This is a genomic window from Streptomyces sp. G-G2, from assembly GCF_030063135.1.
Classification (GTDB): Bacteria; Actinomycetota; Actinomycetes; order Streptomycetales; family Streptomycetaceae; genus Streptomyces.
Genome location: NZ_JASISO010000002.1, coordinates 168189 through 182744, shown reverse-complemented (window position 1 = coordinate 182744; position 14556 = coordinate 168189). Strand labels below are relative to the sequence as shown.

Sequence of the window (14556 nt, the reverse complement as noted above, 5' to 3'; positions counted from 1 at the left end):
GGGCCGGTGCGAGAATCCGGGCATGGCGGAAATCATCCAGAAGGACGGCAATTGGACGTTCGACGGGGACGCGGTGCGCATCGTCCCCGGCCGCGACAAGGGGGTGGGTCTGCTGCGGCAGACCCTCGGCGAAGTGGTGGTGCCGCTGCGCGCGCTGGCGGGGATCTCCTTCGAACCGGGGCGCAGGGCGGGCAGGCTGCGGCTGCGCCTGCGCGAGGGCGCCGATCCGCTGCTCCAGGCGACGGGCGGACGGCTGGCGACCGCCTCCGATCCGTACGCGCTGACGGTCCTGGCGGATCGCGCGGGGGTCGCGGAGTACTTCGTCGACGAGGTGCGGGCCGCGCTGCTGCTGGACCGGGTGGACGGCGGGCCGGTCGGTGAGTACCTGCTGGCGGGGCCCGCGGTGCCGGTCACGGTGGGCGCGGGGGACGGGACGGTGTCCTTCGACGGGGACCGGATCGCCCTGGAATGGAACTGGAAGACGGAGGAGTCGAAGCAGTCCGCCGGATCCCGCGAGTTCCGTGTGGGTGACCTGCGGTCGGTGGAGTGGTTCCCGGCGGCGGGGATCGAGAACGGCTACCTCCGCTTCGCCCTGACGGGCGCGCCGCCCGCGCCCGCCCCGAAGTACGACTCGTACGCGGTGGAGCTGTTCGGCTTCAAGAAGGACCCGCTGATGGCGCTGGTCGCGGCGGCGGTGCTGGCGCGGATGCCGCACCCGGCGGCCCAGCGGGACGCCGTACCGGCGGGGTGGGAGAAGGCGCTGCCCGCTCCGGCGGGCGCCGCGGCGGCGGGGGCGGCGGCGGGGGCGGCGGGCGCCGCTCCGGCCGAGGACCACGACGTCCTGCTGCGGCGGCTGCGCGAGCTGGCCGAGCTGCACCAGTCGGGGGTGCTGACGGCGGAGGAGTTCACGACAGCCAAGCAGGCGGTTCTGGGTCGTTTCTGACCGACTACGACCGGATGAAACACTTCCGTTGGTCTGCACCAGCTAGATCCTGCCCGATTCCGGGCAGGATCTTTGCGTTCCAGGAGATCAACGGTCAGTATCTACGGGTGCCCGACCGCCGCCCGTCGCATGACGACCTCGTCGACCACCTGGTGCGCAGCACCGCGCTCCAGCGCGGCGAAGCCGCCCGGGTGGTGCTCGACGTCCTCGCGTACTTCGACGAGACGACCGAGGAGTTCGTCCGGCGCCGCCACCGCGAGCTGCAGTCCGGCGGCGCGGTCAACGCCGAGATCTTCGAGCGGATCGCGGCCGAGCTGCCGCACCGCGCCGTGGCGCCCCCGGAGCTCTCGCTCCGGCAGCTGCGCCGCATCGTCTACGGCTGACACCGGCCGGGGAACCGCCGACCGGGCGGGCCCGGGCAGGCACACGTACCGAACTTCAGGAGGGGCAGGACCGTATGTGCGGAATCGTCGGTTACATCGGCAAGCGTGACGTGGCACCGCTGCTGCTGGAGGGCCTCCAGCGGCTGGAGTACCGCGGCTACGACTCGGCGGGCATCGTGGTCAACAGCCCGAAGTCCCCGGCCCTGAAGGTCGTCAAGGCCAAGGGCAGGGTCCGCGAACTGGAGTCCCGCGTCCCCAAGCGCTTCGCCGGCACCACCGGCATCGCCCACACCCGTTGGGCCACCCACGGCGCCCCGAGCGACCTCAACTCGCACCCGCACCTGGACGCCGACAACAAGGTCGCCGTCGTCCACAACGGCATCGTCGACAACGCCGACGAGCTGCGCGCCAAGCTGACCGCCGAGGGCGTCGTCTTCGTCTCGGAGACCGACACCGAGGTGCTCGTCCACCTGATCGGCCGCTCCCCGGCCGACACCCTGGAGGAGAAGGTCCGCGAGGCGCTCAAGGTCGTCGAGGGCACTTACGGCATCGCCGTCATGCACGCCGACTTCGCCGACCGCATCGTCGTCGCCCGCAACGGCTCGCCGGTCGTCCTCGGCATCGGCGAGAAGGAGATGTTCGTCGCCTCGGACGTCGCCGCGCTGGTCGCCCACACCCGCCAGGTCGTGACCCTCGACGACGGCGAGATGGCCACCCTGAAGGCCGACGACTTCCGCACCTACACCACCAGCGGTACCACGACCACCGCCACCCCCGAGACCGTGGAGTGGGAGGCCGCCTCCTACGACATGGGCGGCCACGACACCTACATGCACAAGGAGATCACCGAGCAGGTCGACGCCGTCGACCGCGTGCTGCGCGGCCGGATCGACGACCGGTTCAACACCGTCCACCTGGGCGGCCTGAACCTGGACCCGCGCGAGGCGCGCGGCATCCGCCGGGTCAAGATCCTGGGCTGCGGCACCTCCTACCACGCGGGTCTGATCGGCGCGGGCCTCATCGAGGGCCTGGCCCGGATCCCCGCCGACGCCGAGCCCGCGTCCGAATTCCGTTACCGCAACCCGGTGGTGGACCCCGACACCCTCTACATCGCGGTCTCCCAGTCGGGTGAGACGTACGACGTGCTCGCGGCGGTGCAGGAGCTCAAGCGCAAGGGCGCCCGCGTCCTCGGCGTGGTCAACGTGGTCGGCTCGGCCATCGCCCGCGAGGCCGACGGCGGCGTATACGTGCACGCGGGCCCCGAGGTCTGCGTCGTGTCCACCAAGTGCTTCACCAACACGGTGGTCGCCTTCGCGCTGCTCGCGGTGCACCTGGGCCGCATCCGCGACCTGTCCGTCACCGACGGCAAGCGGATCATCGAGGGCCTGCGCAAGCTGCCCGCGCAGATCCAGGAGATCCTCGACGGCGAGGAGGACATCAAGAAGCTGGCCGCCGAGTACGCCGAGGCCAAGTCGATGATGTTCATCGGCCGGGTGCGCGGTTACCCGGTGGCCCTGGAGGCCTCGCTCAAGCTCAAGGAGATCTCCTACATCCACGCCGAGGCCTACCCCGCCTCCGAGCTGAAGCACGGCCCGCTGGCCCTGATCGAGCCCGCGATGCCGACGGTCGCGATCGTGCCGGACGACGACCTGCTGGAGAAGAACCGCGCGGCGCTGGAGGAGATCAAGGCCCGCAGCGGCCGCATCCTCGCCGTCGCCCACCGTGAGCAGGAGAAGGCCGACCACACCATCGTGGTGCCGAAGAACGAGGACGAGCTGGACCCGATCCTGATGGGCATCCCGCTCCAGCTGCTGGCCTACCACACGGCCCTGTCCCTGGGCCGGGACATCGACAAGCCGCGCAACCTGGCGAAGTCGGTCACCGTCGAGTAGGCGGGATCCCCGGCCAGATCACGCCGAACGGCCCCCCGCGCGTCCCCGCGCGCGAGGGGCCGTTCCGTTTCCCCGCTCCCTCCCGACTCTCCCGAGGGCCCGGTCAGCTCGCCGGAACCGCCCCGCGGGAGGTCCGGCCGAGCGCGGTCGGCCACTTGGCGAGCGCGGCCGTGGCCCCGTACCAGCCCAGCAGGCCGGCCACGGCGGCGGCCCAGCCCGCCGCCTTGGCCAGCGAGCCGCTGTCCGCGAAGGCGGATATCGCGAGCAGCACCAGCGAGAGGAACAGCAGGCCGTACATGCCCTGGCCGAACAGACCGCTCGCGGCGCCCAGGGTGAGGGTCAGCGCGAGCAGGGCGAAGAGCACAAGAAACGTTCCGGCAGCGTGTGCGGAGACCTTGTCCCCCGCACCGCTCGCCCAGGTGAACCAGAAGGCGCCGAGCCCGGCGAACGCCGTGCCGTTGAAGCCGTTGCCGCCCCGGAACTCCAGGATCCCGAGGACGAACAGGGCGAGACCGCCGATGTACATGGCGAGCGAGACGGAATCGGCGGCCGACACCCCACCGATGATGCCGGTGTGGCCGATTCCGAACGCGAGAAGGGTCAGCCCCAGGGCGAGGTGCCCCAGGGTCGAAGTCGAGGCCGTACTTCCCGCAGAGACGTCGTTGTCCACGGCGGGCTCCCTTCGATCTGCAGTTTTGTGCTGTGTCCCAGCGGCTTTTATCTACCCTTCACAAGGGAGCAATCCACCAGAGAGCCGGTTACGGCTGGGTCACGGGACATCTACGCCGGGTTACGGGATGACGACTACCGGCCGTTGCGCCCGCTTGGCGAGGCGCCCGGCGACCGAGCCGAAGATGCGGCCCACGAAACCCTGGGTGGAGCCGACCACGATCGCGTCGGCCGAATACTCGCGGCCGACCTCCTCCAGCTCGTGGCAGATGTCCCCGCCGCGCTCGACCAGGATCCACGGGACCTCGGCCAGGTAGTCGGCGCACGCCAGTTCCAGCCCGAGCACCTCGGTGCGGTGGTCCGGGACGTCCACGAAGACCGGGGGCTCACAGCCCGCCCACACGGTGGTGGGCAGCCGGTTGGCCACATGGACGATGATCAGACCGGAACCGGAGCGCCGGGCCATCCCGATCGCGTAGGCGAGCGCGCGCTCGCTCGACGTCGATCCGTCGAATCCCACCACGACCCCGTGCCGGAAGGCCGGGTCGCAAACAAGACGTGTCTGTTCCACCGCGCGCAGGTCGGCCGACACGGAGTCGGCGAGAGGTTTGCGCTTGCGGTCCGCGGGTTCGGAGAATTCGTGACCGGCCATAAGCGTCTCGGCGAAAGGTCCTCAGGAATCAGGGACGGGCGGAATTGGCGACTCAGGGTGACGGAGGGGTGTGTCCGGGAACCATCTTCCCAAGCCCTTACCCCCAGGGTACGGCGACACTCCTGTCGTGCACAGGGCTTGCCGTCCCTGGAGAGTGTCCCAGGGAGCATGCCGGAGCGAGGACGCCTTGGCAATGGCCGCTGCCCCCTACAGCCAGTGACGAGCCACCCGTGCGCGCAGTGACCGAGCCCCGTCGCGCGGCGTTGGACACCGGTCCGACCGTCCAGGAAGAGCCCGCAGGGAGTACGCCGTGCCCGGTCATCCGGTCCACCCCGTCCAGCCAGCTCAGCCGACGCAGTCCGCTTCACCGCACCCCTCCCCGCACCCCCCGGCCATTCACTCGTCCGTGCACCCGGCCCACCGGTCCGCCGACGACCCGGCGGGTGACGTGGTGCGCTGGGCCGCCTTCAGCTGCCTCCTCGTCCCCGTGGTCCTGGTGGTCTACGGGACCTCCTTCGACGGGGCCGCGGTCGCGACCCTGGGCCTGGTGACCGTCACGGCCGCGTGCCGGGCGATGCTGCGCCAGTCGGAGAAGACGCAGCGGGCCACGGCCCCGGTGCCGGTCGCGGCAGCGGTCCCTCCCGGGTCCGCGCACCGCGGCAGGCACTCCCGTACCGGGGCCCGAACGCACCGCGGATGCCACGGCTCCGGCGGGATCTCCACCCACGAATGACTGATTCGCACACGCGCGCCCGCACGTTTTCAGCCAACTTCACTTCCGGACTCCACCCTTGCCGGAGCGCCTGCCCAACCCCCCCACCACCAGGGACGACAGAGCCGGGGGAAGGCTCTGACCCTACGCGTACTGGCCAGGGGCAGGCGGCGGACTTCCCACCCGCCTGGCGGAGTGGAAGGGTTCCTGATCGAATGCTTTTCGCCAAGTTGCCAAGTCGACATAGCGCTGCGTGCTGAACTTGTCACGCCGACACCACGGGACGCAGTAGATTCGATCATGTATTTACGGCGGGGGATCACGTGCAAGGCCGAGGGGAAACGTGCAGGTGCGACCAGACCAAGGAGTCGCGACACCCAAGGGGGGCTTAGCGCCATGAGCCAGGATTCCACCGCCGTCGTCGCGGACGCCGGACGGAAGCTAGCAGGGCGCCGCCGCAGGGAAATTGTCGCGGTGCTGCTCTTCAGCGGCGGTCCGATTTTCGAGAGTTCCATTCCACTCTCCGTGTTCGGCATTGACCGGCAGGACGCGGGAGTTCCACGCTATCGACTGCTCGTGTGCGCCGGGGAGGACGGTCCGCTGCGGACCACCGGCGGACTCGAACTGACCGCGCCGTACGGGTTGGAGGCGATCGCCCGGGCAGGCACGGTCGTCGTTCCGGCCTGGCGCTCCATCACTTCGCCGCCGCCTCCGGAGGCGCTCGACGCACTGCGTCAGGCGCACGAGGAGGGAGCCCGGATCGTCGGACTGTGCACGGGGGCCTTCGTGCTCGCCGCCGCCGGTCTGCTGGACGGCAGGCCCGCGACGACGCACTGGATGTACGCGCCGACGCTGGCCAAGCGGTACCCGTCCGTCCATGTCGATCCGCGCGAGCTGTTCGTGGACGACGGCGACGTACTGACGTCCGCGGGCACCGCGGCCGGAATCGACCTGTGCCTGCACATCGTGCGCACGGACCACGGCAGCGAGGCGGCCGGGGCCCTGGCCCGCAGGCTCGTCGTGCCGCCGCGCCGCACCGGGGGCCAGGAGCGCTATCTCGACCGGTCGCTGCCGGAGGAGATCGGTGCCGACCCGCTCGCCGAGGTCGTCGCCTGGGCGCTGGAACACCTCCACGAGCAGTTCGACGTGGAGACGCTGGCGGCCCGCGCCTACATGAGCAGGCGCACGTTCGACCGGCGGTTCCGATCGCTGACCGGCAGCGCGCCGCTGCAGTGGCTGATCACCCAGCGGGTGCTCCAGGCACAGCGGCTGCTGGAGACCTCCGACTACTCGGTCGACGAGGTCGCCGGGCGCTGCGGGTTCCGCTCGCCGGTGGCCCTGCGCGGGCACTTCCGGCGACAGCTGGGGTCTTCCCCGGCTGCCTACCGCTCCGCCTACCGGGCACGTCGGCCGCAGACCGACGCGTCCCAGGTGGCCCAGCTCTCCGACGGGCCGGTTCCGCACCAGCGCACGCCGCAGCCCCAGCGGGCCGCGGCCGCCCTGGCGGCCACGGGTCCGTCGGTGACCGAGCTGTACTCCCCCGGCCGGGTCCTGCGCGAGCACGCGTAGTCCCGTCCCGGGCGGACACCGCCGCACCGCGGAGGTCCCCCCGGCCCGTACCAGGGCCGGGGGGACCTCCGCGGTTGCGGGCGGCCCCGGACGCGGACGACCGCAGGGAGGTCCGCATCCGGTGAAGCTCCGCATAAGGTGGGGCGCATGAACGATCGCATGGTGTGGATCGACTGCGAGATGACCGGGCTCTCGTTGGCGGACGACGCACTTATCGAGGTGGCCGCACTGGTCACCGACTCGGAACTGAATGTGCTCGGCGAAGGCGTGGACATCGTGATCCGCCCGCCGGACGCCGCCCTGGTGACCATGCCCGACGTGGTGCGCGAGATGCACACCTCGTCCGGCCTGCTCGAAGAGCTGGCCGGGGGGACCACCCTCGCGGACGCCGAGGCCCAGGTCCTGGCTTACGTACGGGAACACGTCAAGGAGCCCGGCAAGGCTCCGCTGTGCGGGAACTCGGTCGGCACCGACCGCGGCTTCCTGCTCCGTGACATGGGCACGCTCGAGGCGTACATGCACTACCGGATCGTGGACGTGTCCTCGGTCAAGGAGCTGGCGCGCCGCTGGTACCCGCGGGCCTACTTCAACAGCCCGCCCAAGAGCGGCAACCACCGGGCCTTGGCGGACATCAAGGAGTCCATCGCCGAGCTGCGCTACTACCGCGAGGCGGTCTTCGTACCGCAGCCCGGACCGGACTCCGACACCGCGCGGACCATCGCCGCGAAGCACGTCCTGCCCGCCGAGTAGCGGCCCGGCGGCCGGTGGCCGACGGGCCGGGGGAAACGAGGGAGCGAGCACCCTCCCGGACCCTGTACCCTTTTAATCGGCCGGTCGGGATTCCCGCCGGGCATGGTGGGTGTAGCTCAGTTGGTAGAGCACCTGGTTGTGGTCCAGGTGGCCGCGGGTTCAAGTCCCGTCACTCACCCTGTTGGAGGGCCCCGGTCCGCGCGAGCGGACCGGGGCCCTTCGCGTTGGCCCCGGGCGGCCGCTCCGCGCGTCCCGCCCGGCTACGAGGACTGCCGGATCACCAGCTCCGTCGGCAGCACGACCCCCCGCGGCCGGGAAGCGGAGCCATCCGGGCCGCCCGCGCCGGAACCGGCCCCGGCCTCGGCTATCCGTTCCAGCAGCAGCCGCGTCATGGTCGCGCCCAGCTCCTCCAGCGGCTGGCGGACGCTGGTCAGCGGCGGGTCCATGTGCCGGGCCACCGAGGAGTCGTCGAAGCCGACCAGGGCCACGTCCTCGGGGATCCGGCGGCCCGCCGCGCGCAGCTCCCGGCCCGCGCCGGCCGCCATCAGGTCGGAGGCGGCGAAGACCGCGTCGAGGCCGGGGCGGCGGGCGAGCAGTTCGCGCATCGCCCGGCGGCCGCCCTCCTCGGTGAAGTCACCGACCGCGATGAGCCCCTCGTCCACGCCGAGCCCGGCGTCGGTCAGCGCCTGGCGGTAGCCGTCCAGGCGGCGGCGGGACGCGTAGACGTCGAGCGGCCCGGCGATCGTCGCCGTCGCGCGCCGGCCCCGGTCCAGCAGATGGCGTACGGCCGCCAGAGCGCCCGCGAGGTTGTCGGTGTCCACACTGGGCAGCGGCTCGTCCGCCGACCGGGGGCCGCTGATGACGGCGGGCAGGCCCAGCTCGGCCAGCAGGTCCGGCAGCGGGTCGTCCGCGTGCACCGAGACCAGGAGTACGCCGTCGACCCGGTGCCCGGAGAGGTACTGGGCGAGGCGGCGGCGTTCGCGGTCGCCCCCGGCCAGGGTGAGGACGAGCTGGATGTCGGTGTCGGCCAGCGCGGCTCCGACACCGCGCACCACCTCGGAGAAGTAGGGCTCGGCGAAGAACCGCGACTCGGTCTCCGGGATCACGAGCGCGATGGCGTCGGTGCGGTTGGCGGCGAGGGCGCGGGCGGCCCGGTTGGGGACGTACCCCAGCTCCGTGACCGCGCTCTCGACGGCGGCCCGGGTGCGGTCGCTGACCTTGGACGAACCGTTGATCACCCGGGAGGCGGTGCCCCGGCCGACCCCGGCGCGCGCGGCCACCTCCTCCAGCGTCGGCCGTCCCCCGCTGCGTCCTCGCCCGTCCATTGGCTGCCTCCCTTTCTCGGAATCTACCTCTTGACGGCGGTGGGAGCGCTCCCACAGTGTGTCTCACAACACCACGTCGCCGCGCCTCACACCAGGTGCGCCGTGGTCGGCACGTCAAATCCTTCAGGGAGGATGCGCATGCGAACCAAATCCGGACCCTTCTCCGCCAGACCCACGCGCGCCGTCGCGGCGGCCGCGCTGCTGCTGGCGGTGGTCACGGGCTGCTCGGCGGACCCGCAGCAGGCGGCCGGCCCGTCCGGCGGGGGCACCAAGGACGGCGGGGCCCGCACCACGCTCACCGTCGGCGTCTTCGGGGCCTTCGGCCTCCAGGAGGCGGGCCTGTACGACGAGTACATGGCCGCGCACCCCGAGGTCCTGATCAAGCAGACCTCGATCGAGCGGAACGAGAACTACTACCCGCAGCTCCTCACCCACCTCGGCGCGGGCAGCGGGCTCGCGGACATCCAGGCGGTCGAGGTCAACAACATCGCCGAGGTCGCGGCGACGCAGGCGGAGAAACTGGTGGACCTGGGCAAGGCACCCGGGGTGGACAAGTCGGCCTTCCTGCCGTGGAAGTGGGCCCAGGGGACCGCGAAGTCCGGAGCCACGGTGGCCCTCGGCACCGACATCGGGCCCGAGGGCGTCTGCTACCGCAAGGACCTCTTCGCGGCGGCCGGACTGCCCACCGACCGGGCGGCCGTGGGTGCGCTCTGGGCGGGCGACTGGACGAAGTACCTGGAAGCGGGACGGACGTACCAGGCGAAGGCGCCCAAGGGCACCGCCTTCGTGGACTCCGCCTCGGGCGTGATGGCGGCGGTCACCGGCGGCAGCGCCCAGCGGTTCTACGACGACCAGGGCGCGGTGGTCTACAAGACGAACCCGGCGGTGCGCGGGGCCTTCGACCTCGCCGCCCGGTTCGCGACGGACGGGCTGAGCGCCCGCCTCCAGCAGTTCACCCCGGCGTGGGATCAGGGCTTCGCCAACGGCTCCTTCGCGACCGTCTCCTGCCCGGCCTGGATGCTCGGCTACATCCAGGACAAGGCGGGACCGGCGGGCAAGGACAAGTGGGACGTGGCGGCGGCTCCGAAGCCGAGCAACTGGGGCGGCTCGTTCCTGGTGGTGCCGAAGGCGGGGAAGCACTCCGAGGAGGCGGCGAAGCTCGCGGCCTGGCTGACGGCGCCCGCGCAGCAGGCCCGGCTGTTCGAGAAGCGGGGCAGCTTCCCCAGCGCGTCGGCCGCCTACAAGCTGCCGTCCGTGGCGGGTGCCCAGCACCCCTACTTCGGGGGCGCGCCGATCGGGGAGATCTTCGCCCGGGCGGCCGAGGGGGTGCCGGTGACCGTGGTCGGCCCCAAGGACCTGGTGATCGCGCAGAATCTGGCGGACATCGGCATGCTCCAGGTCGACCAGAAGGGCCGTTCGCCGGAGGAAGGCTGGCAGGCGGCGGTCAAGGCGATCGACAACGCCTTGGGCGAGTGAGTGGCGATGTCTGACGAAACGACCGCTCCGGCGGTCCTGGTACCCGGGGCGCGGGACCCCGGGGCCGGGGCCCGGCCCGGCGGCGGGCTCGGGGTGCGCGCGGGCGGGGGCGATCCGGACGGGACCTCCCGGCGGGAGGCCTGGCGGTCCCGTCGCTACCGGTGGGACCTGCGCTGGAGCCCGTACGCCTTCGTGGCGCCCTTCTTCCTCTTCTTCGCCGTCTTCGGCCTCTTCCCGCTCCTGTACACGGGCTGGGCCGCGCTGCACCAGGTGGAGCTGACCGACCCGGACAGCATGCAGTGGGTGGGGCTGCGCAATTTCACCCGGCTGCTGGACGACGAGTTCTTCTGGAACGCGCTGCGCAACACCTTCACGATCGGCGTGCTGTCCACGGTGCCACAGCTGGCGATCGCGCTGGGGCTGGCCCACCTGCTCAACTATAAGATGCGGGGATCCGCCTTCTTCCGGGTCGCGGTGCTGACCCCGTACGCGACCTCGGTGGCGGCGGCCACGCTGGTCTTCGTCCTGATCTTCGGCCGGGACTACGGCATGGCCAACTGGGCGCTGGGGCTGGTCGGTTTCGATGCGGTGGACTGGCAGAACGGCTCCTTCGCCTCCCAGTTCGCGGTGTCCACGATCGTGGTCTGGCGGTGGACCGGCTACAACGCGCTGATCTACCTGGCGGCGATGCAGGCGGTCCCGGGCGAGCTGTACGAGTCGGCGGAGCTGGACGGTGCGTCGCGTTTCCAACAGTTCCTCCATGTGACGGTGCCTTCGCTGCGGCCGACGATCCTGTTCACCTGTGTGGTGTCGACGATCGGGGCGACGCAGTTGTTCGGTGAGCCGCTGCTGTTCAACGGCGGGGGCGGGGCGACCGGTGGAGCGGACCACCAGTTCCAGACGCTGGGCCTGTACCTGTACGAGCAGGGCTGGGTGAACCTTCACCTCGGCCGCGCTTCGGCGATCGCCTGGGCGATGTTCCTGATCCTGCTGCTGATCGCCGGGGCGGCCCGGCTGCTGCGGGGACGGGGTGAGCCCCGATGAAGTCGATGCGCGCCGGACGCCTCACCTATCTGGTCCTCGGCGTCTTCACGCTGGGCTCGCTCTTCCCCCTGCTGTGGACGGCGATCGCCGCCTCCCGGAACAACACCCGGCTGGCACAGACACCGCCGCCGTTCTGGTTCGGCGGGAACCTGTGGCACAACCTGTCGGTCGCCTGGACCGACGCCAACATGGGCGTGGCCCTGTTCAACACCCTGGTGGTGGCCGGGACGGTCGCGGCGGGGACGGTCCTCTTCTCCACCCTGGCGGGCTTCGCCTTCGCCCGGCTGCGGTTCCGCGGCCGGGACGGGCTGCTGATGGTGGTGGTCGCCACGATGATGATCCCGCCGCAGCTGAGCGTGGTGCCGCTCTACATGCTGATCGCCGACCTGGCCTGGACGGACCGGCTCCAGGCGGTGATCCTGCCGACCCTGGTCTCCGCCTTCGGGGTGTTCTTCATGCGGCAGTACCTGTCCCAGGCGCTGCCGCCGGAGCTGGTCGAGGCGGCCCGGGTGGACGGCGCGGGCTCGCTGCGGATCGTGTGGCACGTGGTGTTCCCGGCGGCCCGTCCCGCGATGGCGGTGCTGGGCATGCTCACGTTCGTCATGGCCTGGAACGACTTCTTCTGGCCGATCGTCGCGCTGACCCAGGACGGCAGCCCGACGGTCCAGGTGGCCCTGACGGGCCTCGGCCGGGGCTACATCCCCGACCAGTCGGTGATCATGGCGGGCGCCCTGCTGGGCACGCTGCCGCTGCTGCTGGTCTTTCTCGTCTTCGGCCGCCAGATCGTGGGCGGCATCATGCAGGGAGCGGTGAAGGGTTGACGGACATCCGAGCGAACACGGACACGGTCACGGCCACGGGGGCAGCCACCGAAGCGGACACGGTCACGGCCACAGGGGCAGCCACCGAAGCGGTCGCGGAGCTGACGTTCCCCGGGGACTTCCTCTGGGGCGCGGCGACGGCGGCCTTCCAGATCGAGGGCGGGGCGCAGGCGCGCGACGCGTCCATCTGGGACACCTTCTGCCGGACCCCGGGGAAGGTGCACGCGGGCGATACGGGCGACGTGGCGGCGGATCATCTGCGGTTGTGGCGCGAGGACGTGCGCCTGATGGCGGAACTCGGCCTGAAGGCCTACCGTTTCTCGATTTCCTGGCCCCGGGTGCTGAGCGGTGGCCTGGGCTTCTACGACCGCCTCGTGGACGAACTCCTCGCCCATGGCATCGAGCCCTGTCCGACGCTCTACCACTGGGACCTCCCGCAGGAGCTGGAGGACCGGGGCGGCTGGCCGGAGCGGGAGACGGCCCATGCCTTCGCCCGGTACGCCGCCCAGGTCTCCGACGCGCTGGCCGACCGGGTGTCGTGGTGGACCACGCTCAACGAGCCCTGGTGCAGCGCCTTCCTCGGGTATGCCTCGGGGGTGCACGCCCCGGGCCGTACGTCCCCGGCGGACTCGCTGCGCGCGGCCCACCACCTCAATCTGGCCCACGGACTCGCCGTCGGGGCCCTGCCCTCCTCGGCCCGGGTCGGTATCGCCCTGAACCCGAGCGCGGTCCGCGCACTGACCGATTCGCCCGCCGACCTGGACGCCCGCCGCCGGATCGACGCCCTCGCCAACCGTGTCTTCACCGGGCCCCTGCTGCACGGTTCCTACCCCGAGGACCTGCTGACGGACACGGCTGCCCTGAGCGACTGGTCCTTCGTCCGGCCCGGGGACGAGGCCCTCATCCACCAGCCGTTGGGGTTCCTGGGCGTGAACTACTACACGCCCGCTCTGGTCTCGGCGGCCACCGCCGCCACCGATCCGGCCGCCCCGCGCAGCGACGGCCATGGCTCCACGTCCCACTCCCCCTGGCCGGGGGCCGACTCGGTCGTCTTCCACCAACCGCCCGGCGAGCGGACGGACATGGGCTGGTCCATCGATTCCAGCGGCCTGCACGACCTGCTGATGCGCTTCACCCGGGAGGCTCCGGGCCTCCCCCTCCTGGTCACCGAGAACGGCGCCGCCTTCGCCCCCGATCTGCACGACCCCCCGCGCATCGCCTACTTGGAGGCCCACCTGTCCGCCATCCACCGCGCGCTGCGCGACGGCGCCCCGGTCGGCGGCTACTTCCTCTGGTCTCTGCTCGACAACTTCGAATGGTCCTACGGCTACAGCAAACGCTTCGGCATCGTCCACGTGGACTACGGGACCCAGGTCCGCACCCCGCGTTCCAGTGCCCGCTGGTACGCGCACCTCGCGCGCACCGGCCTTCTGCGGAGCGGCGGTTAGGCCTGCGGCGCGGCGAACTCGGCGACGTGCTCCTCGGCCCAGGTCGCGAACGAGCGGGCCGGGTGGCCGGTGAGGAGCTCGACGGTGTCGGTTATCTCTACGGGAACCCCGTCCGAGGCGGCCCAGTAGGCCAGGAGCGCATCGGCGTAGGGCTCCGGGATGTAGTCGGCGACGGAGGACTTCCACGCGGCCGGGGTGATCGTCTCGCAGGCGATGGGACGGCCGAGGACTCCGGCCAGGATCTCGATCTGGGCCTCGAAGCTCAGCGACCGGGGCCCGGTGAGGGTGTACGCGCGCCCGCCGAGACCGGCGTCGGTGAGGACGGCGAAAGCCGCCTCGGCGATGTCGGTCTCGTGCACCGGATCGCTGTGCGAGCCGGGGTAGGGCAGTCGCACGGGAGCACCGGACCGGATGGGCCAGGCCCAGCTGCCCGCATTGCTCGCGAAGGAGCCGGGCCGCAGCAGCGTGGTCCGCAGCGGAGCGGCGAGCAGGGCCTCCTCCACGGCGAGGTGCGAGGCGGACAGGGCACTCTCCCGGGCGTCGGGCCCCAGCACGCTGGAGGAGGACAGGAGCGCGATGTGCTGCACTCCCGCGGTGACGGCCTCCTTGACGAAGTCGTCGATGCCTTCGGCGGCGGCGTAGAGGAAGACGGACCGGACGCCCTTCAGGGCGGCCGGGAAGGTGGCCGGATCGGTCAGGTCGCAGTGGACGGACCCGGGGGCCGCGCCGGGCGCCGCGGGCTCGCGGGAGGCCGGGCGGAACGGGATCCCGCGCTCGACGAGCAGAGCGGCGAGGCCGCGGGCGACGGCGCCGCGGCCGCCGGTGACGAGGATCGTCATGACATGTTCCCTTGGTAGGTCTCGGTGAGCTTC

General features: G+C 71.6%; 14 protein-coding genes and 1 tRNA gene. 11 read left to right on the top strand and 4 right to left on the bottom strand.

Features of this window, described 5'->3' with window-relative positions; genetic code table 11:
* Nucleotides 1-22: 22 nt before the first annotated feature.
* The 3 genes from QMF80_RS02410 (at nucleotide 23) to glmS (ending at nucleotide 3218) form a co-directional block, all read left to right on the top strand.
* A complete protein-coding gene (locus QMF80_RS02410; RefSeq protein ID WP_283448985.1) occupies nucleotides 23-943 on the top strand; it encodes a DUF4429 domain-containing protein in 921 nt (306 codons plus the stop codon).
* Between the two features lie 107 nt (nucleotides 944-1050).
* Entirely contained in the window at nucleotides 1051-1326 is a 276-nt protein-coding gene (locus tag QMF80_RS02405; protein ID WP_283448984.1) for a hypothetical protein, read from the top strand.
* 74 nt (nucleotides 1327-1400) lie between these two features.
* Nucleotides 1401-3218: a glutamine--fructose-6-phosphate transaminase (isomerizing) gene (gene glmS / locus QMF80_RS02400; protein ID WP_283448983.1), complete on the top strand. Its 1818-nt coding sequence runs from the start codon at nucleotides 1401-1403 to the stop codon at nucleotides 3216-3218.
* Between the two features lie 103 nt (nucleotides 3219-3321).
* Here glmS and QMF80_RS02395 read toward each other — a convergent pair whose 3' ends face one another.
* Nucleotides 3322-3888, bottom strand: a complete 567-nt coding sequence (locus QMF80_RS02395) for a GPR1/FUN34/YaaH family transporter (RefSeq protein WP_283448982.1) — start codon at nucleotides 3886-3888, stop codon at nucleotides 3322-3324.
* A gap of 120 nt (nucleotides 3889-4008) precedes the next feature.
* Nucleotides 4009-4539: a universal stress protein gene (locus tag QMF80_RS02390; RefSeq protein WP_283448981.1), complete on the bottom strand. Its 531-nt coding sequence runs from the start codon at nucleotides 4537-4539 to the stop codon at nucleotides 4009-4011.
* 406 nt (nucleotides 4540-4945) lie between these two features.
* On the opposite strand from QMF80_RS02390, the gene QMF80_RS02385 reads away from it, so the two are divergent.
* The 4 genes from QMF80_RS02385 to QMF80_RS02370 all read left to right on the top strand — a co-directional run bounded on the left by QMF80_RS02385 (nucleotide 4946) and on the right by QMF80_RS02370 (nucleotide 7748).
* The gene (locus QMF80_RS02385; protein WP_349372165.1) at nucleotides 4946-5272 is read left to right on the top strand and encodes a hypothetical protein; all 327 of its coding nucleotides are present in this window, start codon (nucleotides 4946-4948) and stop codon (nucleotides 5270-5272) included.
* A gap of 375 nt (nucleotides 5273-5647) precedes the next feature.
* Nucleotides 5648-6820 carry a helix-turn-helix domain-containing protein gene (locus QMF80_RS02380; RefSeq protein ID WP_283448980.1) on the top strand — a complete coding sequence of 391 codons (1173 nt, stop codon included), beginning with the start codon at nucleotides 5648-5650 and terminating at the stop codon, nucleotides 6818-6820.
* A gap of 147 nt (nucleotides 6821-6967) precedes the next feature.
* On the top strand, nucleotides 6968-7570 hold the full coding sequence (gene orn / locus QMF80_RS02375) for an oligoribonuclease (protein WP_283448979.1): 603 nt from the start codon (nucleotides 6968-6970) through the stop codon (nucleotides 7568-7570).
* Nucleotides 7571-7675: 105 nt separating this feature from the next.
* A tRNA-His gene (locus tag QMF80_RS02370) sits at nucleotides 7676-7748 on the top strand.
* 82 nt (nucleotides 7749-7830) lie between these two features.
* Here the strand turns inward: QMF80_RS02370 and QMF80_RS02365 are convergent.
* Entirely contained in the window at nucleotides 7831-8895 is a 1065-nt protein-coding gene (locus tag QMF80_RS02365) for a LacI family DNA-binding transcriptional regulator (protein ID WP_283448978.1), read from the bottom strand.
* 138 nt (nucleotides 8896-9033) lie between these two features.
* On the opposite strand from QMF80_RS02365, the gene QMF80_RS02360 reads away from it, so the two are divergent.
* From QMF80_RS02360 to QMF80_RS02345, 4 genes are read left to right on the top strand one after another with little or no spacing between them, the layout of a single operon-like run.
* Nucleotides 9034-10371: an ABC transporter substrate-binding protein gene (locus tag QMF80_RS02360; protein ID WP_283448977.1), complete on the top strand. Its 1338-nt coding sequence runs from the start codon at nucleotides 9034-9036 to the stop codon at nucleotides 10369-10371.
* A gap of 6 nt (nucleotides 10372-10377) precedes the next feature.
* On the top strand, nucleotides 10378-11415 hold the full coding sequence (locus tag QMF80_RS02355) for a carbohydrate ABC transporter permease (protein ID WP_283448976.1): 1038 nt from the start codon (nucleotides 10378-10380) through the stop codon (nucleotides 11413-11415).
* The gene (locus QMF80_RS02350; protein ID WP_283448975.1) at nucleotides 11412-12236 is read left to right on the top strand and encodes a carbohydrate ABC transporter permease; all 825 of its coding nucleotides are present in this window, start codon (nucleotides 11412-11414) and stop codon (nucleotides 12234-12236) included. Before QMF80_RS02355 ends, QMF80_RS02350 begins: the two co-directional genes overlap by 4 nt.
* On the top strand, nucleotides 12233-13684 hold the full coding sequence (locus tag QMF80_RS02345; protein WP_502962746.1) for a glycoside hydrolase family 1 protein: 1452 nt from the start codon (nucleotides 12233-12235) through the stop codon (nucleotides 13682-13684). Before QMF80_RS02350 ends, QMF80_RS02345 begins: the two co-directional genes overlap by 4 nt.
* On the opposite strand, the gene QMF80_RS02340 is transcribed toward QMF80_RS02345, so the two are convergent.
* Nucleotides 13681-14523, bottom strand: a complete 843-nt coding sequence (locus QMF80_RS02340; RefSeq protein ID WP_283448974.1) for an NmrA family NAD(P)-binding protein — start codon at nucleotides 14521-14523, stop codon at nucleotides 13681-13683. The genes QMF80_RS02345 and QMF80_RS02340 overlap by 4 nt on opposite strands.
* Nucleotides 14524-14556: the final 33 nt, after the last annotated feature.